Annotated in this window: 23 protein-coding genes and 1 pseudogene; 12 read left to right on the forward strand and 12 right to left on the reverse strand. The window is 71.0% G+C overall.

The window, feature by feature from the left end:
• Positions 1-794: CU044_5270 family protein (locus AWZ10_RS43850; RefSeq protein WP_060893960.1), on the forward strand; the 794-nt coding region annotated here is incomplete at its 5' end.
• A gap of 15 nt (positions 795-809) precedes the next feature.
• Here AWZ10_RS43850 and AWZ10_RS43855 read toward each other — a convergent pair.
• From AWZ10_RS43855 to AWZ10_RS43860, 3 genes are all read right to left on the reverse strand, one after another.
• On the reverse strand, positions 810-1,835 hold the full coding sequence (locus tag AWZ10_RS43855) for a hypothetical protein (protein ID WP_244172763.1): 1,026 nt from the start codon (positions 1,833-1,835) through the stop codon (positions 810-812).
• A 73-nt stretch (positions 1,836-1,908) separates the two neighbouring features.
• Positions 1,909-2,031, reverse strand: a complete 123-nt coding sequence (locus tag AWZ10_RS54815) for a DUF397 domain-containing protein (RefSeq protein ID WP_234360784.1) — start codon at positions 2,029-2,031, stop codon at positions 1,909-1,911.
• The gene (locus AWZ10_RS43860; protein ID WP_060893974.1) at positions 1,994-2,941 is read right to left on the reverse strand and encodes a helix-turn-helix domain-containing protein; all 948 of its coding nucleotides are present in this window, start codon (positions 2,939-2,941) and stop codon (positions 1,994-1,996) included. Before AWZ10_RS43860 ends, AWZ10_RS54815 begins: the two co-directional genes overlap by 38 nt.
• 121 nt (positions 2,942-3,062) lie before the next feature.
• On the opposite strand from AWZ10_RS43860, the gene AWZ10_RS43865 reads away from it, so the two are divergent.
• From AWZ10_RS43865 to AWZ10_RS43875, 3 genes are all read left to right on the forward strand, one after another.
• Complete coding sequence (locus tag AWZ10_RS43865; protein ID WP_046704135.1) at positions 3,063-3,272, forward strand: SRPBCC family protein; 210 nt, start codon at positions 3,063-3,065, stop codon at positions 3,270-3,272.
• A gap of 2 nt (positions 3,273-3,274) precedes the next feature.
• Positions 3,275-3,703 carry a DUF7848 domain-containing protein gene (locus tag AWZ10_RS43870; RefSeq protein ID WP_234360782.1) on the forward strand — a complete coding sequence of 143 codons (429 nt, stop codon included), beginning with the start codon at positions 3,275-3,277 and terminating at the stop codon, positions 3,701-3,703.
• A 288-nt stretch (positions 3,704-3,991) separates the two neighbouring features.
• The gene (locus tag AWZ10_RS43875; RefSeq protein ID WP_046704134.1) at positions 3,992-4,336 is read left to right on the forward strand and encodes a hypothetical protein; all 345 of its coding nucleotides are present in this window, start codon (positions 3,992-3,994) and stop codon (positions 4,334-4,336) included.
• A 95-nt stretch (positions 4,337-4,431) separates the two neighbouring features.
• Here AWZ10_RS43875 and AWZ10_RS52045 read toward each other — a convergent pair whose 3' ends face one another.
• On the reverse strand, positions 4,432-4,605 hold the full coding sequence (locus AWZ10_RS52045) for a hypothetical protein (RefSeq protein ID WP_159015031.1): 174 nt from the start codon (positions 4,603-4,605) through the stop codon (positions 4,432-4,434).
• A gap of 36 nt (positions 4,606-4,641) precedes the next feature.
• On the opposite strand from AWZ10_RS52045, the gene AWZ10_RS43880 reads away from it, so the two are divergent.
• The 3 genes and pseudogenes from AWZ10_RS43880 to AWZ10_RS56185 all read left to right on the forward strand — a co-directional run.
• On the forward strand, positions 4,642-4,821 hold the full coding sequence (locus AWZ10_RS43880; protein WP_060893961.1) for a hypothetical protein: 180 nt from the start codon (positions 4,642-4,644) through the stop codon (positions 4,819-4,821).
• A gap of 447 nt (positions 4,822-5,268) precedes the next feature.
• Positions 5,269-6,990, forward strand: coding sequence for an LPXTG cell wall anchor domain-containing protein (locus tag AWZ10_RS43885; RefSeq protein WP_244172764.1), 1,722 nt, complete (start codon positions 5,269-5,271; stop codon positions 6,988-6,990).
• A 138-nt stretch (positions 6,991-7,128) separates the two neighbouring features.
• A pseudogene (locus AWZ10_RS56185) lies at positions 7,129-7,257 on the forward strand (YceI family protein); the annotation flags it as partial.
• A 509-nt stretch (positions 7,258-7,766) separates the two neighbouring features.
• Here the strand turns inward: AWZ10_RS56185 and AWZ10_RS43890 are convergent.
• From AWZ10_RS43890 to AWZ10_RS43905, 4 genes are all read right to left on the reverse strand, one after another.
• Positions 7,767-8,153 carry a GntR family transcriptional regulator gene (locus tag AWZ10_RS43890; RefSeq protein WP_046704131.1) on the reverse strand — a complete coding sequence of 129 codons (387 nt, stop codon included), beginning with the start codon at positions 8,151-8,153 and terminating at the stop codon, positions 7,767-7,769.
• A complete protein-coding gene (locus AWZ10_RS43895) occupies positions 8,146-8,940 on the reverse strand; it encodes a hypothetical protein (protein ID WP_244172765.1) in 795 nt (264 codons plus the stop codon). Before AWZ10_RS43895 ends, AWZ10_RS43890 begins: the two co-directional genes overlap by 8 nt.
• A gap of 173 nt (positions 8,941-9,113) precedes the next feature.
• On the reverse strand, positions 9,114-10,109 hold the full coding sequence (locus AWZ10_RS43900) for an isopenicillin N synthase family dioxygenase (RefSeq protein WP_173531486.1): 996 nt from the start codon (positions 10,107-10,109) through the stop codon (positions 9,114-9,116).
• The gene (locus tag AWZ10_RS43905; RefSeq protein WP_060893964.1) at positions 10,081-10,563 is read right to left on the reverse strand and encodes a nucleoside deaminase; all 483 of its coding nucleotides are present in this window, start codon (positions 10,561-10,563) and stop codon (positions 10,081-10,083) included. The genes AWZ10_RS43900 and AWZ10_RS43905 overlap by 29 nt, the downstream gene beginning before the upstream one ends.
• Positions 10,564-10,812: 249 nt before the next feature.
• Here AWZ10_RS43905 and AWZ10_RS43910 point away from each other — a divergent pair, with 249 nt between their 5' ends.
• A complete protein-coding gene (locus AWZ10_RS43910) occupies positions 10,813-12,021 on the forward strand; it encodes a sensor histidine kinase (RefSeq protein WP_234360779.1) in 1,209 nt (402 codons plus the stop codon).
• 317 nt (positions 12,022-12,338) lie between these two features.
• Positions 12,339-12,716, forward strand: coding sequence for an SH3 domain-containing protein (locus AWZ10_RS43915; protein WP_046704127.1), 378 nt, complete (start codon positions 12,339-12,341; stop codon positions 12,714-12,716).
• Between the two features lie 129 nt (positions 12,717-12,845).
• On the opposite strand, the gene AWZ10_RS43920 is transcribed toward AWZ10_RS43915, so the two are convergent.
• Complete coding sequence (locus AWZ10_RS43920) at positions 12,846-13,157, reverse strand: hypothetical protein (RefSeq protein ID WP_060893965.1); 312 nt, start codon at positions 13,155-13,157, stop codon at positions 12,846-12,848.
• A 215-nt stretch (positions 13,158-13,372) separates the two neighbouring features.
• Between AWZ10_RS43920 and AWZ10_RS43925 the strand changes: the two genes are divergently transcribed.
• Together AWZ10_RS43925 and AWZ10_RS43930 are read left to right on the forward strand one after the other, a co-directional pair.
• On the forward strand, positions 13,373-14,533 hold the full coding sequence (locus AWZ10_RS43925; RefSeq protein ID WP_046704125.1) for a sensor histidine kinase: 1,161 nt from the start codon (positions 13,373-13,375) through the stop codon (positions 14,531-14,533).
• Positions 14,530-15,213, forward strand: a complete 684-nt coding sequence (locus AWZ10_RS43930; protein ID WP_046704124.1) for a response regulator — start codon at positions 14,530-14,532, stop codon at positions 15,211-15,213. Before AWZ10_RS43925 ends, AWZ10_RS43930 begins: the two co-directional genes overlap by 4 nt.
• 27 nt (positions 15,214-15,240) lie before the next feature.
• Here AWZ10_RS43930 and AWZ10_RS43935 read toward each other — a convergent pair whose 3' ends face one another.
• On the reverse strand, positions 15,241-16,005 hold the full coding sequence (locus AWZ10_RS43935; RefSeq protein ID WP_060893966.1) for a MerR family transcriptional regulator: 765 nt from the start codon (positions 16,003-16,005) through the stop codon (positions 15,241-15,243).
• A gap of 199 nt (positions 16,006-16,204) precedes the next feature.
• Positions 16,205-17,203 carry a quinone oxidoreductase family protein gene (locus AWZ10_RS43940; protein WP_060893967.1) on the reverse strand — a complete coding sequence of 333 codons (999 nt, stop codon included), beginning with the start codon at positions 17,201-17,203 and terminating at the stop codon, positions 16,205-16,207.
• A gap of 115 nt (positions 17,204-17,318) precedes the next feature.
• On the opposite strand from AWZ10_RS43940, the gene AWZ10_RS43945 reads away from it, so the two are divergent.
• On the forward strand, positions 17,319-17,645 hold the full coding sequence (locus AWZ10_RS43945) for an ArsR/SmtB family transcription factor (RefSeq protein ID WP_046704122.1): 327 nt from the start codon (positions 17,319-17,321) through the stop codon (positions 17,643-17,645).
• 36 nt (positions 17,646-17,681) lie between these two features.
• Here AWZ10_RS43945 and AWZ10_RS43950 read toward each other — a convergent pair whose 3' ends face one another.
• Positions 17,682-18,089: a PLD nuclease N-terminal domain-containing protein gene (locus AWZ10_RS43950; RefSeq protein WP_046704121.1), complete on the reverse strand. Its 408-nt coding sequence runs from the start codon at positions 18,087-18,089 to the stop codon at positions 17,682-17,684.
• Positions 18,090-18,140 lie beyond the last annotated feature (51 nt).

The following is an 18,140-nucleotide window of genomic DNA, read 5'->3' on the forward strand; positions in this document are numbered from 1 at the left end:
GGGGCGGGACCCCGAGCGACGAGAGCGCCGGCGCGCTGCTGGAGTGGGTTGCGGAGGCGGCCGGGAAGCGGAAGCTCCCGCAGGTCGGCGACGACCAGTTCGTGTACACCGAGCAGGAGGACTACCACTGGAAGATGGACGTCGGCGTACTGGCCGAGGGCTGTGTCACCACCCAGGAGGCGCACCCGTCCGGCCTGCGGGAGACCTGGGTGTCGGTCGACGGGCGCCGCGCCGGGCTGATGCGGCGGCACGACGACGGCAGCGAGGTGACCGGCCGGGTCGTCGCCGAGCAACTGGTCGGCAAGTACGTCATCCACAACTTCCGGCAGGCGGAGGACGAACTGCCCGTCGAGACGGAGGGGATGTACCGCTACCTGTACGGGCTGACGTCGGCGGACGAGCGGCCGTCCGGTGGGGAGGCCGCCGACCGCGACGCCTTCGAGAAGGCCGTGGCTCTCCTCACCGGACAGCTGTTGCCCCCGGGGGCGGAGGCCGCCCTCTACCGGGCCCTCGCGCGCGTTCCCGGTCTGACCGTCTACGAAGGCGCCGTGGACGCGGCGGGCCGTACCGGGGTTGCTGTCGGGATCGAGGGCGCCTATCCCGGGGACTTCGCGCAAAGCCGCTCCCGCCATGAGCTGCTGTTCGACGACCGCACGCTCCGGTTCCTGGGGATGAACTCGATCAACCTCGACGCTCCGGACGACCGCTGCGAATCCCTCGACGCCGGTGACCTCGTCTCGTCCGTGGCGATCCTGGAACGCGGGGTCGTCGACCGGACCGGACAACGGCCGTAGGGAGGCCCGCGGCCTTCAGGTGCCCACGGGGGGCGGCAAGGACACCAGCAGGGCCCGTGACGACGGCGTACTGCCCGGTGTCCAGCCGCTCGTACCCGCCAGCTCGGGGAGCGTGCGGCGGGTGGCGTTCCGTAGTGCCGGGTGGTCCTGGCCGCGCAGTCCGGCGAAGAACGCCACCCGGTCGGCCCTGCCGTCGGCCCGGTCCCGCAGCACGGACTCCATCAGCCGCCGCCCGGCCGCCTCCTGCACGTTGTCCAGCAGGACGACCGGCCGCCCGGCCCGCTGGATACGCGGTACGACCCCCGCGTACCCCGCGTACGCGTCGTCCAGATCCGTGAGGAGGGCCCGTACGAGGTGGTGCTCGGCGTGGGTCCGGGCGTCGCCGCCCGCCCTGAAGTGCTGGGAGAGGAGAACCAGGCCGCGCTTGGGGTTCCCGGCCGCGTGCGGGTGGTCGCGGTACCAGACCGCGCCCCGGCGCAGCCGCCGGTGGGAGGACGACATGCCCTCACTGAACGCCTCCAGCGCGGCCTCGATGATCGCCTCGACCACCGGCTGCCCCTGGACCGACATCGACGACACCAGCCGGGCCACGGTCTTCCCGACCCATCGCCCCGCCAGCCAGCCGCCCGTGTCGCTCAGCAGCAGGACCCGTTCCGCCTCCGTGCAGATCCTCGGCAGTCCGCGATCCCCCCAGCCACCGGCCGCGACCGCGAGCAGCCCGCACGCCAGTCGGGGGAACGTGATCCGCCCCGCCCCGCCCACGGGCTCCCCGAGCTGCTCGGCGACCACCGCCAGCGCCTCGTACGCGGGCGACCACGTCGCCGGGGGCCGGCCCGGGGGAGGCCGGTCGAACCGTGTCTCCTCGCCGTCGACCAACGCGACGGGAGTACGGCCCCGGTACGCCGCCCGCAGGTCCCGCAGCGCCGTGCTTCTGCCGAGGCCCCGGGCTCCCGCCAGCACCACGAAGGGGAGTTCCCCGGAGTGCTCGTACGCCGTGGGTATGTCGAAGAGGGCGCGGGTCCGCGTTGTTGCCGTTGTCATAGCTGCTCTGGTTATCAACAGCTGTGGAGCAAGGGGGAGTTGTTTCGGAGGACGGCGAAGGCTGCCCGTTCGGTTACGACTCCGACCGAACAGCGCCTATGAAGGAGAGCCAGGCGGAGCGGTTGATGACCAGTACCGGGCCGTGGGGGTTCTTGCTGTCACGGACGGGGACGAGTCCGGGGAAACCGGGGGCCACTTCGATGCAGTCGCCGCCGTTGGTGCCGCTGTAGCTGCTCTTGGCCCAGGTTGCCGCGCTCAGATCCAGAATGCTCATGGTGCTCGCACCCTTCCATCAAGTCGCTGATCAGAGCGGCCGATTCGCGGGCTGACAGAGCGTCTGCCCTGAGCACATCATAGGTCTGGCGGTGTCGGGCGAAGATGGTCGGATCGTCCGTGAAGTGGCCGAGGTCCAGCGATTCCGAGTACACCCACTCGTGCCCGTCGGGCAGTGCGATCAGAGACATGGACGTGTTGGGACGGTCGATCTCGGGGGCGTCGAAGGGGACGACCTGGATACGAATGTTGGAGCGCTGCCCCACTTCCAGCAGATGAGCGAACTGGTCCCGCATGATGGTGGAATTGCCCACGGTGCGGCGCAGGCAGCTCTCATCCAGCACGGTGATGAGGAGCGGGCCGCCCGAGGCCAGGAAGCGTTGCTGTCGGCTCAGCCGCGCCGTGACTCGCTCCTCTACTTCCTCAGGGTCCGCGATGTGGCGTGAGAACAGCGCGTGCGCGTAATCCTCTGTTTGCAGCAGGCCCGGTACGACGTTGCTCTGGTAGGCGAGGACGGCAGTCGCCTCGGCGTCCATGCGTACCCTGCGCTCGAACCAGTCCGGATGCTGAACCTCCGGATACCAGTCCACCTTGGCCCACATTCGGGCCAACACCCCACCCGTCTGCAGCACTTCATCGCACCGCTTCGCGAGCTGCTCGCTCGGCACCCGCGTGCCCGCCTCGACCTTCGCCACCTGCGACCGGTCGCACGGGATCTCCCTCGCCAGGGACTCCTGCGTCAGCAGCGCCGCCTCGCGGTAGTGCCGCAGCACCTCGCCGAACAGGACCGAACTCCCGGCCCCACCCGCCCCTTCCGCGTTCCGCCTGGTCATGACGTCCCCCTCGTGCTGTCCGTGGCAGAGGCCCAGTGCCACACGTACCGCATTGATTGCCAGCGTTCCCGTCCGCGACGCTGCGTACACCCAGAGTGACGGACAGGGCTGTGGAGTGCGTGTGGAACCAGAGGGACAGCTTGTCTACGACCCGCGGACGCGGCGCGTGGGGGAGTACCGGGACAGGGTCGGGCCGTACGCGATGCTGCGCCCGGTGGGTGGCGGCCGGGAGTGGGAGGCGGACCCGGAGGCGCTGCGGCCCGCGACCGCGGCGGAGCGGATCGGGGCGCAGGTGAGGGCGGCCAATCAGCGTACGAAGAGGAGGGTGTGAGGGTGCGTCAGCGAGACCAGGGTGACCTCGGCCGGCCACCCGTTCCCGTGCCCGGCTGCGCGAGCTGCGCCTGGCTGGCCGCACGGCGGGACGAAGCGCGGGCCCGGTACGACGGGAGCGCGGAGACCGACGCGAACGTGCTGCTGCGTCACCATCAGCGACAGGAGCACACCGGAGGCGCCCGCACGCGTCGCGTGTTCCGGTACGTGCCGTACGTCATCGCGCAGGACGCGACGGCGGAGCCGGAGTACGAGGCGCGGTGCGTGTCGGGCGACGAGTCGGAGTGCGGCGCGGAGTCGGGCGTACGGAGTGATCCGGCGGCGGTGGAGGAGTGGCAGCGCGGGCACACGCGGGAGACACGGCACCTGCGCTACCGCCGGAGCTTTGGGGACTACTCGGTGCTGGAGCCGCTGGAGGACGTCCCCATGTGAGGTGGCCGTGGGTATGTTGATCGGCGTCGCCGTCGGTACCGCGCTGGGGACGGCCGTCTTCGGCCAAACGGCCCGAGAGCCACCTCGCCGGCCTCCGCCTTCGCGCCGCGATGATGTGGATCAAAGACCTCACCCGTAGCACCCCTTGATCGCGACTCGATGCTTCCTTAAGACATGGACATGATCGGAGGCGGATCAGTACCCTGCTTCCCGACCAGCCTGTCGGTCATCCATGACCGACGGCGCGCGGCCGGCCCGACCAGCCGGCCCGAACAGTAGGGGGATTTCATGCTTAACAGGAAGACGCTCGCCAAGAGGAAGCTCACCTCGCTCCTCTCCACACCGCTGCTGCTCGCCGGCATCGCCGTGGCCGCGCCCATCGCCTTGGCCACCCCGGCCAGCGCCGCGCCGCACGGCTGCGGGTTCACCCAGATCAACACCTACTCGATCAGTTCGACCTGCCACTACGGCCCGGGAGAGCAGCGGGCCAAGATCCGCTGCACGGACGGCATCAACGGCGACACGTACATCGCCTACGGCCCGTGGAAGCAGTGGTACCAGAAGTCCGTGGCCGCGTGCGGCGCGCCCCAGCGGACCACCGCGAGGTTCATCGACACGCAGGTCAGGAACTGACCCGCAGGCCCGACAGGCTCCAGAAGTTCACTGACAATCTTGATATCGCGCCTGACTGACGGCAGTTTGCCCCCGATCGACATTCCAGGTTGAACTCACGCGAGCCAGGCGGCTGAAGCAAGATTTTCATCGGACTTCCCGTTCTGGGCGGTGCCCTCGATCTCGGCCCGCAGCTGGGCGACGAGGGCGCGGGCTTCCTCCGCCTGGACAGCGGCTTCGGGGCGGCCCTCCTCGACGGCGATCCGGTCGAGCAGGGCCGCCTTGCGCACAGTCGGCCGGAGGCGGACAGCGGGGTCAGGGCGCTTGTGCAGATCCAACCCGCCCTGATCATCCCCACCGGCAAGCGCAAGGGACTGAGCCCGTCCGTCGCCAGCATCTACCGGGCCCTCGCCGAATACGAGAAGACCCAGGCGTACCCCGAGGCCGTCGAGACAGCACACGCCGACTTTGTCGCCCTTCAGCAGCGCGACCGCAGCCCCAAGTAGTTACTCAGCGCTACACACGACCTGGCGGTAGCTGTACGAGAACAGGGCCGTCGCGGTGGCGGTGGCCGTCGTCTGTCTTTTCCTGCTTTTCCTGTGCTTCCTGTGCGGCTTCAGCCGCTCGGCCACCGCGGGGCGGTATGCGGCCGGAAGCATGCGGTGGTTCGCGCCGGCGGGGTGGAAAGGGGGCCCGGGCGTGTCACCGGGGCACCAGGTCACGGGGTCACCGGGTCCGGTGAGACGGTGCGACCGCGTATCGGCGAAAAATAATTGAGATGGCAACCTTTCCGCTCCGAGTGGCCACTTAGGGGTGTACCGACGAGGGCGAGCCGTGGTCAGCGGCGCTACGCCCTCTGTATCAACACCCGATCGGAGCCCCACGTGTCACCAGACGACCCGATATCCGCCGAGCAGCCGATGCCTCGGGGTCGCACGCCCCGCCGTAGCCGGATGCGCCGCCGCTCTCTCGCGGGGGCGGTGGCGGTGCTCGCCGCCTCGGTCGGCATCGGCACCCTGGCGCCCAGCGCGGACGCCGCGCCGACCGTCGGCATCAAGGTGGACGCCGGTACCTCCTTGGGCACGGTGCCCAGCAGCGGTGCCGGCCTCAACACGGGCGTCGGCGACGACCGCATGGGGACCGCCAAGGTGACCTCGCTGATGAAGGCCGCGGGAGTTCGGCAGCTGCGCTATCCCGGCGGCTCCGGCGCGGACGACTTCCACTGGAAGACCCACACCATGGGCAACGGCGGCTGGATCGTACCCAACACCGACTTCGACAGCTTCATGGCCACCGCGAAGAAGGTCGGCGCCCAGCCGATCCTGACCGCGAACTACGGTTCCGGCACCCCCAAGGAGGCCGCCGACTGGGTCAAGTACGCCAACGTCGACAAGGGTTACGGCGTGAAGTACTGGGAGATCGGCAACGAGGTCTACGGCAACGGGCACTACGCCAACGGCAAGGGCTGGGAAACCGACAACCACGCCGACAAAAGCCCGAAGGAGTACGGGAAGAACCTGGTCGCCTACGCGAAGGCGATGAAGGCCGTGGACCCGACGGTGAAGATCGGAGCGGTGCTCACCACCCCCGGCGGCTGGCCGGACAAGGAGAAGGCTCCCGGTGACAGCGCCGACTGGAACAACACGGTGCTCTCCATCGCGGGAAGCTCGATCGACTTCGTCATCGTCCACTGGTATCCGGGCGGCAAAACCGCGGCCGACCTGCTGAACACCCCCTCCCGGATCGCCGGTGTCACGTCCGAGCTGCGCTCGCTGATCGCCAAGTACACGGGCTCGCGCGCCGCTTCGGTGGAGATCGCGGTCACCGAGACCGACGCCGAATTCTCGCCCGTCAAGACCAGCCAGGCCGCAGCCCTGTTCGCGCCGGACACCTACATGACCTGGTTCGAGCAAGGCGCCACCCACGTGGACTGGTGGAACCTGCACAACGGCTCGGGCGACGCACCCACCACCGTCAACGGCGAGACCGACTACCAGGACGGGGGCATTCTCTCCGCCGGAACCTGCGCCGGGGGGAAGTGCCAACCGCCGCGCGACACGCCCTTCCCCACCTACTGGGGCATCCGCTCGCTGACCGCACTGGCGCAGCCTGGCGACACCATGGTCAAGTCGTCCTCGCGCAACACGTCGGTCGCCGTCCACGCGGTGCGGAGCAGCAAGGGCGGTCTGAACGTCATGCTGATCAACAAGAGCCCGAAGAACGCGGCGCAGGTGTCGCTCTCGTACGCCGGATTCACCCCGGCCGCAGGGGCGGTCACGACAGTTTCGTACGGCAAGGGAGACACCGCCCTGACGACGGCGAAGCGGGGCACGGCGGGCGCACAGACGCTGCCGCCGTACTCGATCACGACTCTTCAGCTGAAGCCCGCGTCGGGGACCGCCAGCGCTGACAAGCCGTCGCCCGCCCACACGCCGCCCGCCGCCGCGCCGCTTGTCTCCGCCGCCGGCACGACCGGCAGCCGTGCGCAGGCGGAGAACGGCGCACCCGTCGGCCGGCCGTCCCCGAGCAGCAGCAGCAACACGTTCGGCCCCCTGGCTTCCACCGGGGCGAGCACCGCTGTCACGTACAGCGCCATCGGTGGCCTGCTGGCCGTCGCTGCCGGCGGCGTGCTGGTGCTTCGCGGACGTCGCCGCAGGGCTTTGCACGGGAAGTGAGACCGCGTGAGTGACTGACGGCCCGGCAGCAACGCCACCCGCCCGTGGCGTGCGCGCCGGGCCGTCGGCCTCCGCCTCCGCGTAGGCGTCGGCGTCGGCGTCGGCGGTCAGGAAACAAACAAGGCCCGGGTCGTTGACCTGGACCTGGACCTGGCCTGCCTCGGCATCGGTCCCGACCCGTGGGGCGGCCCACGGCCCGCGTTCCGGGCCACCGTGGAACTGCCGCGCGCGGACTTCGCGATGAACTACAACCAGATCGTCCAGGCCTCCTGGTGGCTGAGCAGGATGTCGACACCGTCCTGGCTGCGGTACAGCGTGATATCGGGAGGAGTCCGGCGGCTGCGGCGGGCCGGTCGACGTCAAGCCGCGCGGCATCGCCTCCCGCGGTACCGGCGGCCGCTGCCGCCACTCGGAAGTTGCCGCCAGGGCGCGGCCCGGCCCCGAACCCGCCGTCCAGGCGAAGGCAGTGTGACGTGAACCGGTCCGGCCACGCCGCGGCGCGACCGGACCGCTACCCCCGATATCCGGGCACGCAAGGCCTGGATGAACCAGTCGAGTACCGGTGCCAGGTCTTCCGGGGGCGACCAGCCGTTGATCACTGCGAGCAGCTGAAGGCACCGCTCCCGGTCAGGGTTGTTCGCGGACCTTGCCGCCGGTCTCGCCGACCGGCGGCATGGGTCACAGCGTCGACCTGCGGGAGCCCACCCGGCGGTTCGCCGGGCCGACAGTCGCGGGGTCTGCGTTCCCGCACGTCACAGCAACCTGACGGAGTCCTACTAGGGGCGGTCCGGGCCCAGGGCGTCGCGGACGGCGGTGAGGATGGACTCGGTGTCGGCGCCCAGTGCGCGGGCGGACGAGGTGAAGTCGCGGGCGAGAGTGGCGAGTCGGACGGCGTGCGGGCGGGTCGGGCCGGTGGGGGGCGCCGCCACCCGGGTGCCCGCCCCCCGTCGGGTGCGGATCAGCTCGGCGGCCTCCAGCTCGCGGTAGGCGCGGGCGACGGTGCCCGGTGCCAGCCCGAGGTCGGTGGCCAGCTGGCGCACGGTCGGCAGCCGGTCGCCCTCGGCCAGCCGCCCGGTGACGATCAGCGCGGCGAGCTGCGCGCGGATCTGCTCGTACGGCGGTACCTGGCTGGTGGTGTCGACGCGGACGGCTGCCTCACTCATCGTCGCAGGCCCTCTCTTCCGCCGCCTCGTCCTCGACGGCCCGCGGTGCCACCACGGTGACGAGGGACCAGACGACGGTGAACAGGTTCAGCAGGGCCAGCGGGTAGAACACCCAGAAGGTGAGCACACCCAGTACACCGGCGCAGCCCGTCTCCGTCAGTGCGAGGGAGACCATCAGCACGGCGTACAGCTGCTGGCTGGACACCAGCAGGCCCCACGCGCCGGTGACCGCCCACGCGCGGTCGCGGCGCTGCTGCTCCTCGCCCGGACCGTGGGCGATGCGGCGCAGGGCCCAGACGCAGGTGGGAGTGGCTATGGCGAGCGCGCCGAACATCGGGAGCGTGTAGTACAGGCCGGGCCAGGGGCCGGTGGTCGCGCGCATCCCGTTGCAGGCGAGCGTGAGGACCTTCCCTGTGCTGAAGACGCGGTCCGGGTCGACGGAGGCCGTGACGGCCGTGATCACCAGCAGGACGACGAGGGAGACCCCCTGGAGGGCGATCAGGGGGCCCATGTGCGGCGGCACGTGATCTCTGACCAGGCGCGGGGCGAGACTCGCGGTGCGGACCGCCTCCTGGGGGCGCAGGGTCAGGGCGTCGGCGAGCAGGACGCCGGCCACCGCGCACAGGCCGAAGGCCGTGATGCAGAACACGACGCGCTGCTCGAACTCGACGTCGCCCAGGGTGGACAGCGCCTGTGCGACCACGAGCCCTATGGCCAGCCCGGACCAGCGGGCGTAGTGGTCGGCGTGGTCGAGGAGCCGGTGCTGGAGCGGGGCGGTGTCGAGCATGCGGAGATCCCCCCGGATCATCTTGTATCAAGCGGTGAGTACAAGATGCCCCGGCGGGGATCTTGTGTCAAACGCTCGATACAAGGTGATGACGCAGAGGGAGACGGCTTCCGGGGCGAGGAGGTTCCCGTGGCGCGATGCGGCAGAACGTCGGTCGACGTTCGGAAAGCACGTCAGTCGACGGTGATCGAGTCCAACTGCGCCCGCAGGTACACGTGCGAGTCCACCGGCGGGTGCGCCACCCGTCCGACCGGCGGGGGAACGGACTCGACGACCGTGCCCGGGGTGCACTCGCCGAAGTAGACCAGCGACATCAGCTCCTCGGCGGGCTCGTCGGCCGGGGGCGGCAGAACGCGGTGGCGTCCGGAACGCCAGCGGTCGCCGGTCCAACGGGCCATCAGATCACCGATGTTGATGGTGAAGGCGGCGGGGTCGTACGGGGCGTCCTCCCAGCCGCCCTCGTCCGTGAACACCTGGAGTCCGCCCTTCCCGGCCTGCCGGTCGAGGATCGTGACCGTGCCGAAGTCGGTGTGCGGGCCGATCCGGAACTGACCCGGCACCGGGTCGCCGATGACCTCCGTGCCCGGGTACCAGTTGATGTTGAAGCCGTAGGTGGGGTGGCCCATGTGCCGGGAGAAGAAGTCCGGCTCCAGACCGAGGGCCTCGCCGAGGAGGGAGAGCAGCAGGTTCTCCAGTTCGGCCATCCGCGCCAGGTACTCCTCGCAGAGCGCCCGCAGCTCGGGTACCTGCGTCGGCCACACGTTCGGCGCGTACCACTCCGCGTTCACGACCGGGTCGTCGAACGGCTCGTGCGTCGCGAACGTCAGCGACTCCTTGAGGTCCGGCGGAGTCTCCGTCCCCTCCGAGTACCCGTTGGCCTCGGCCCCCGGCCCGAGCCAGCCGCGCCCGCCGACCTTCACCTCGTACGCCTGCTTGGCCTCGACGGGCAGCACGAAGAAGGCCCGAGCGGCCTGCCGGATACGCGCCCGGAGACCCGGATCGACCCCGTGCCCCGTCACGAGCAGGAAACCGGCGGTCTGGAGCGCCTCGTCGACGGTACGGGCGATGCCGGCACGGGCCTCGGGGCCGCCGTCGCGCCAGGGGCGCAGATCGATGGTGGGGATGCGGGGCGTCCTGGGCCTACTCACCGATGTCACCGATGTCCTCATTCCACAGTGCCGGGTTGTTCTCGACGAAGTCACGCATCAGGGACACACACTCCGGGTCGTCCAGCACCAGGACCTCCACGCCGTGTTCGGCGAGCCAGTCGTGCCCGCCGTGGAAGGTCGTGGCCTCCCCGACCACCACCCGCGAGATCCCGAACTGCCGCACCAGGCCGGAGCAGTACCAGCACGGCGAGAGCGTCGTCACCATCGTCGTACCGCGATACGTCCGCTGCCGTCCCGCCGCGCGGAACGCGGCCGTCTCGGCGTGCATGGAGGGATCGTCGTCCTGGACCCGCCGATTGTGACCGCGCCCGAGGAGGCTGCCGTCCGGCCCGTAGAGCGCGGCCCCGATGGGGATGCCCCCCTCGGCGAGCCCGGCCCGCGCCTCCTCGACGGCGGTGGCGAGCCATGCGCGTGCCTGTGCGCCGGACTGAGTCGGTGACTGCGGCTGGTCCATGAGCCCACTCTGCCCTCGAATCAGCGGGGCTACGACTGTGGCCCGCGCCGTCGCCCGAGCCGGGCCTGTCTGGGACACTCCGGCACAGCGCTGGGCGAGGGGCCGCAGCCGGCCGGAAGGGCCGTTCGCTCTTGCCCCGAACATGGGTTGAACCACGCCCGCGACGAGGGTGATTGCCGACGTACCACCAGGGGTGTGGCTGTGGTTGAGAACCGGGGGGAGCGATCGCTCCGGACCCAGGCTAGGACGATGTCCGCGCAGCACCCGTGGAGCACGGCGGTGCGCAGGGTCTTCCCGCAGGCGGCGGACACCGTCTACGCGGTGGTGTCGGTCTGGATCTCCAGCACCATGCTGCACAACTGGCCCGACCCGCACGGTTACTGGCGGCCCGCCGACGCATGGGCGTATGCCCTGATCGCCCTGGTCTACCTCCCGCTCGCCGTGCGCCGCCGGACTCCCCTGACCGTGCTGGTCAGTACGGCCTCCTGCACGCTGTGCTATTTCACCCTGGGCTACTACCACGTGGTCGTCGTCTGCGGACTGGGCCTCGCGTTCTACACCGTCGCGGCTCTGTGCCCGCGCAGGGCCGTGGCGAAGTGCGCGGCCGTGTCGCTGCTCGTGCTGCTGTGGGGCACGCGGCTCGCCGAGCCCGGGATCGGCCCGCTCAGCGTGGTCTTCGTGACCGTGATGGTCGCCGTCCTGTGGGTGACCGGCGACCGGGCCCGTCGGCTCGCGGAGCGCGGCGAGCGGCTCGCCGTGCTCACCGAGCAACTGCGACTGGAGCAGGAGGAGAAGGCTCAGCGGGCCGTCATCGCCGAGCGCATGAAGATAGCCCGTGAACTGCACGACGTGATCGCCCACCACGTGTCCGTGATCTCCGTCCAGACCGGCCTGGCCGGATACGTCTTCACCTCCGATCCGAAAACGGCCCGCAAGGCGCTGGACACCATCGCGGGCAGTGCCCACGAGGCGATGGCGGAAATGCGTCGCATGCTTGTCGTGCTCAGGGAAGGGATGGAGCGCGTCCAGGAAGAGGAGGGCGCGGGAGACTACAACGCGCCGCCCGGACTCGGGCGGCTGGACCAGTTGGCCCGACGCGTCAGAGCCGCGGGTGTCCCCGTCGACGTCCGGATCACGGGCACCCCGTTCACGCTGCCGCCAGGCGTCGACCTGTGTGTCTACCGGGTCATCCAGGAAGCCCTCACCAACGTCATGAAACACGCGTCGGCCGCGAACGCGAGCGTCACGGTGCACTATGACGAAGCCACGGTCCGCGTCCGTGTCACCGACGATGGACAGGAACCGGTGCCGGCCGGTACCACCGCGGGGCCCGCTGCCCATGGCTTGATCGGCATGCGCGAGCGGGCCGGTATCTACGGCGGGACGGTGACCGCCGGCCCCGGCCCGCGGGGCGGGTTCGAAGTGGGACTGACCATCCCCGTGCCCCGCGACAGGTGAGGACGCGTCGCCGACGCCGAACCGGCCGACGCCACGATGGCCGACCGGGCACCCGGCACCGTCCGGGCGCGCGGCATCGTCCGGGCGCGCGGCACCGTCCGGGCACACGGCACCGACCGGGCACCCGGGCCTGCCGACGGGCCCTGCCATGGCTGACGGAGCTGCACGGGCGACCGGCGCGGCTACCGCGAGGGTTTACCCGGGACCAACCCCCGGGTTGACGTGGCCCGGGCGGCGCGCCGCGTAACTTCCTGCATGTCCATGACCGAACAGCCCGCACGGACTGTTGGGACGTACGACTTCACAGGGAGAACACGATGAGATCCTCACGCCTTCAGGCAACCGTCGTCGCGACCGGAGCCGCCGCAATCCTCGCCGCCGGAATGGCCTTCGCACCCGCGGCCAGCGCCGACGCGTTCCGGTGCGGATCCTTCGGGAGCGACTCGCGGGCGATGTGCGCATACGTGCAGAGCGCGCCCAACGGGCTGACGGTGCGCACCGGCCCCAGCTCCCAGGCCTCCCCGCTGTACACCCTCGCCAACGGCACCAAGGTCGAGGTCGACTGCTGGACCACCGGCAGCTCCGTGAACGGCTACAACATCTGGGCCAAGCTCTACTCGCCCAGCGGATCCCGGTACGTCAGTGACTTCTACCTGTCGACGGGGCACATCCAGAGTTACGTGAACCACTGCTGACGCGCCCGGAACCGGCCCGGCGGCCCGTCCTCCCCGGGGGTGAGGACGGGCCGCCGGCGTCCGGCGCCGTGCCGTCGTGGCCGGCCTGGCGTCAGCGAACTCCCGCGCCCGGGTGAACCGGATGAGAGGTCACCACTGGTCGATCCAGCGGTGGGTCATCGTGCCGCTGCCGCAGCGGGCGTACTTCGTTCCGCGAACGCTGCTGATCTCGGAGTAGTAGTTGTGACCGCCGCACCGGACGCCGACGCGCCAGTCCCTGCCGCCGGAGCACCAGCCGGACGCACGGTCGTCGCCGAGCCTCGTGGTCGAGCAGGACATGGCTTGGGCGGCGGCCTCGCCGGCGGAGACCGCGGAGGCCGCGGAGGCCGCGGGGGCGAGTGCGAGCCCGCCACCGAGAGTGACCGCCGCAGCGGCGAGGGCGAGGGTTCTACGTATCTTCATGAGTTCCGGTTCCCCTTCTCGGAAGCGACGGCCGACGGTCAGCCGGCTCGTCGTGGTGCTGGTCCAGGACGCTACGGGCGGGCCACTCGTGGCGGCGTCCCACGCCGGGTGGAACTCCGGGTCGACGCAGTGCGGTAGACGCGCGGTTCCTGCAACTTCCGCTGTACCGCAGGAGGTTGACGCCCGGTCGCCGGGAGCGGCGATACTCTGCGGCGATGCGGATCCGGCCGCCTCACCCCTCAGTCGTCGACGTGCTCATAGCCGCGGCGCTGGCCGGTGTGGCCCTGCTGCTCGGACAGGAGGCCGTGAGTCAGGGGCAGGACCCGCTCGACGCGGCCGGCTACGCCCTGGTGCTCCTGGTCCATCTGCCGCTCACGGTCCGCAGCCGGTCACCGGTCGCCATCTGCTGCCTGGTTCATCTCATCTGGTGCGGGTACGTCACCGCCGGCTACTGGCCCGTGGTGAGCTCCTTCGGCCCCATGCTCGCCGTCTACACGGTGGCCTCCCTGCGGCACCCGCGCGTCTCCGTGCCCTGCGCGGCGCTGATGGGCGTCACCTGGGTCTACGCGGGCGTGGTGAACCACACCGACTCGATGGCGTCCGTCGTCGGGCAGGCGGTCGTCTACCCGACGATGCTCTGGCGGTTCGGCCTCGTCGCCCGCAGGCTGGACGGACTCGCCCGCCGGCTGCGCCAGGAGCAGGCGCAACGCGCCCGGCGGGAAGTCGCCGAGGAGCGCGGCCGCATCGCCCGCGAACTGCACGACGTGGTCGCCCACCACATGTCGGTGATCTCCGTGCAGACCGGTCTCGCCCGGTTCGTCTTCGACTCCGACCGGGACACCGCGCGCGCCGCGCTCGACACCATCGACGCCACCGGCAAGGAGGGACTGGAGGAACTGCGGCGCATGCTGATGGTGCTGCGGGCATCGGACGACGGGGCGCCGACCGCGCCGATGCCCGGCCTCGCCCGCCTCGGCGAGACCGTCGAGCGCATCCGGGCCGGTGGCACCCCCGTGACGCTGCGGATCGAGGGCACCCCGCGCCCGCTGGCCCCCGGCGTCGAACTGGCCGCGTACCGGGTCGTCCAGGAAGCGCTGACCAACGTACTGAAACACGCTCCTGGGGCGAGCGCGCAGGTGGAACTCTCCTACCGGCCGCACGAGGTGACCGTTTCGGTCACGGACGACGGGCAGGGGGTGATTCCGGACAAGGTTCGTACGGTTGGCGGGCATGGCTTGATTGGTATGCGGGAGCGGGCCAAGCTCTACGGCGGGACGATCAGTATCGGCCCGCGGAGCGACGGGGGGTTCGCCGTGCGGCTGAGCCTGCCGACTTCCGCGCAGGCCGTACGCCGGGAGGACGACACCGCGGAATGACCGGATGCCGGGATACCAGGGTGCTCGTCGTCGACGACCAGTTCCTCATCCGTGCCGGTCTGGTGGGGCTGCTGCTGGCCGCGCCCGGCGTCGAGGTCGTCGGGGAGGCGGGAGACGGCGCGGAGGCCGTCGAGGTGGCGGCACGGACCCGGCCCGACGTGATCCTGATGGACATCCGGATGCCCGGCATGAACGGCATTCAGGCCACCGAGCACATCCTCGCCCAGGCTCTCGATCCCGCGCCCAGGGTCCTGGTGCTGACCACCTTCGACCTCGACGAGTACGTGTACGGGGCTCTGCGGGCCGGAGCCTCGGGGTTTCTGCTCAAGGACTCGGGGCCCGAGCGGCTGCTCGCCGCGGTGGCCGCGGTCGGCGGAGGCGACGCGCTGTTCGCGCCCAGCGTCACGCGACGGCTGGTCGAGGCGTTCGCCCGGCAGGGCGGGGCCGCCGGTGCCGCTGAACAGCCGCCACGCCTGGGCGCCTTGACCTCGCGTGAGGTCGAGGTCCTCAAACTCATCGCCCGGGGCCTGTCCAACCTGGAGATCGCGGACCGGCTCTACATCAGTGAGGCGACCGTGAAGACGCACCTCAACCGCACCATGACCAAGCTGGCGCTGGGCAGCAGGGCACAGGCGGTCGTGGTCGCGTACGAGACGGGGCTGGTGACGCCCGGTGGCTGAGGCCGCCTTCGACGTACGAGATTGATCTCAGCCGGGCGGCGTCGGAGCGGGCGCCACGTCGGGCGGCGTCAGAGCGGACGGCGTCAGATACGTGTGCAGGTGGCCCGCCCCCTCCAGCATCGCCGCCGTGCGGGTGGTCAGGGTGGTGCGGCGGGCCGTGACCGCGGTGCGCAGGGCGTCGGTGCCGCCCTCGTGGCGGAGGTCTTCGAGGACGGGGCGGATGTGGTCGAGGAGGTAGTGGTTGCGGCGGAGGGCGAGGATGAAGCGGGCGTCGCGTACCTCCTCGGGGGTGTACTGGCGGTAGCCGGTGGCGCGTTCGCGGTGGGGGGAGAGGAGACCGGCGGCCTCCCAGACGCGGAGCGTCGAGGTGCGCACGCCGAGCAGCGCGGCGACCTCGCCGATCAGCAGGTCGGTGCCGGGCACGTCGTCCTCGGGCGGCTCCCCCGCCAGCTTCCGAAGCGCCTCGCTCGTCGCGCGCAACGACACCCGCTCCGCGTGCAGCGCCGCGTGCTCCGCGTCCACCAGCGCCAGCGCCCCCGGCACGTCCCCCTCGTGCACGGTCCGCATGATCCGCGTCGCCGCCACCGCCCCGTACCCCTTCGACAGAGCCCGGTACGTCAGCAGCGCCCGCCGGTGCGCGTCCCCGAAGACCCGGTACCCCGAGTCCGTGCGCGGCACGGGCGGCAGCACCCCGGCCTCCTCGTAGTTGCGGATCTGCTGTGTGGAGACACCACAGAGTCGGGCGAGGTCGACGGGGCGCAGGCGGGCGGAGGTTCGATCGGGCGGGGGCATCGGGTCGAAGGCTAGGGCGGTCGGCGGCGTGAGGGGAGGGAGTTCTCGGTCGAGGGAGGGCCGGTCCGGCTGAGAGCGGGCCGGTCCGGCTGAGGGAAGGCCGGTCGGCTGAGGGAAGGCCGGTCCGGCTGAGGGCGGAGGCCGCCAGGCTCGTCACCGGGGGCGGCGCGTCGGCGGTGCGGGGGCGGCAGCTGTGCTTCTACGCCTCCTCCTTGCCCCCCACCCGCAGCAGCAGCTTTCCCACGCTCTTGCGCGTGCCCATCAGCCGGTGGGCCTCCGCCGCCTGAGCCAGGCCGAACTCCGCGGTCACCGGCAGGGACACCACCCCGTCGACGACCGTGGCGAAGGCCCGCTCGGCGAGGGTACGCAGCTCGGCGGGTGCGGACTTGGCGAGGGCGAGGATCGAGAACCCGGAGACGGTCAGACCGAGGGCGTACAGCTCGGGCTGCCCCACGGCCCACGGCCGCTCCCCGCTCGCGTTGCCGAAGGAGACCAGGCGGCCGAACGGGGCGAGGGAGGCGAGCCCGGCGCGGAGCGTGTCGCCGCCGACGGGGTCGAGCACCAGGTCGACGCCACGGCCACCGGTCGCGGCCCGCACCTCGTCCGTGAAGAACCCGGTGCCGGTACCGGCGAAGACCTCGTCGTAGCCGTGGTCCAGCGCGTGCTTGGCCTTGGCGGCGTCCGACACGACCCCGTACACCGCCGCCGCGCCCGCCGCCTTCGCCAACTGCCCCGCCACGGTGCCGATCCCGCCCGCCGCGCCCTGCACGAGTACGGTCTCACCGGCCCGCAGGCGCCCCACCGCGTGCACGAGCGCGTACGCCGTCGGCAGCACGGTGGGCAGCGTGGCGCCCGTACGGAGGCCGACCCTCTCGGGCAGCGGGAACACGGTTGCCGCGTCGGCCACGACGATTTCCGCGTACGCGCCCGCGTCCGTCAGCGCGGTCACCTGCTGCCCGACGCTCAGCCCCTCGACGCCCTCGCCGAGCGCGCGCACCCGCCCGGAGACCTCCAGACCGGGGCGGTAGGGGAGCGCCGGCACCCGGTAGCCCTCGGCACGGGCCTTCAGATCGGCGAAGTTCACCCCCGCGTACGCCACGTCGACGCTCACCTGGCCGGGCCCGGGCTCGGGAGCCTCCGCCTCCACCACCTTCAGGACCTCGGGGTCGCCGTACTCCTGGAACTCGATCGCAAGCATGCCGGACTCCCGCTCGACTGTTCAATGAAAAGCGAACACTCACGAGTGTATGGTTCTCGTCGAACACTCTGCAAGAAGCGAACGCTCCGCCAGGAGCGCGAGGGGAGGGGCGGACATGGCGGAACGAGCCGGTCACCGGGCGGCCCCCGAGCACACCCACCCCGACGACGTTCCGGTCCTGACCGCCCTCGCGGCCCTCGCCGATCCCGTACGGGTCGCGTTGGTACGGGAGCTGGCGGGCTCGCCGGTCTGGACGCGCAGCTGCGGCAGTTTCGACGTGCCGGTCGGCAAGGCCGCCCTCAGTCACCACTTCTCGGTGCTCCGCGGCGCCGGACTCGTCGAACAACGCGACGAGGGCGCCAAACGCGTCAACCGCCTGCGTCGCGAGGAGTTCGACACCCGCTTCCCCGGACTGCTCACGCTCGTCCTGCGCGAGGACTGAGGCGGCGGCGCGAGGACCCTTGCTCCTCGCCGGCCTCTACTCCTCGCCGTCCTTCTTGTCCCGCTTCTCGCCCTTCTCCTCCTCCTGCCGCTTCAGCTCGTCCTCGCGGCGGCGGAGATCGGCCTCCCAGCTCTTCAGCAGGGACTCGTCCTTCTTGTTGTCCTCGGCGAGGGACTTCAGGAACTCGGGGTTGTCGTCGGGGGCGACGTACTCCGTGCGGTGGTCGCGGTGCCACTCGGAGGGCGTGCGGCCGCCCCCGGGGGCGCCCCGCAGCTTGCCGGCGACGAGCCAGGCGATGGGGCCGACGATCCAGAAGAGCAGGATGATGAAGACCCAGGCGATCTTCGGCAGGTGCTTCGCCTCGTCCTCGGGGGTGTTGAGGCAGTCGATGAACGCGTAGATCGTCAGCGCCAACGGCACCAGATACATCAACACCCTGAGCATGGAACAGCCCCCTGGAAGCGGTGGCGGACCGGACGACCGGCCGCCGGTGAC

It is taken from the genome of Streptomyces europaeiscabiei (assembly GCF_001550375.1).
Lineage (GTDB): Bacteria > Actinomycetota > Actinomycetes > Streptomycetales > Streptomycetaceae > Streptomyces > Streptomyces europaeiscabiei.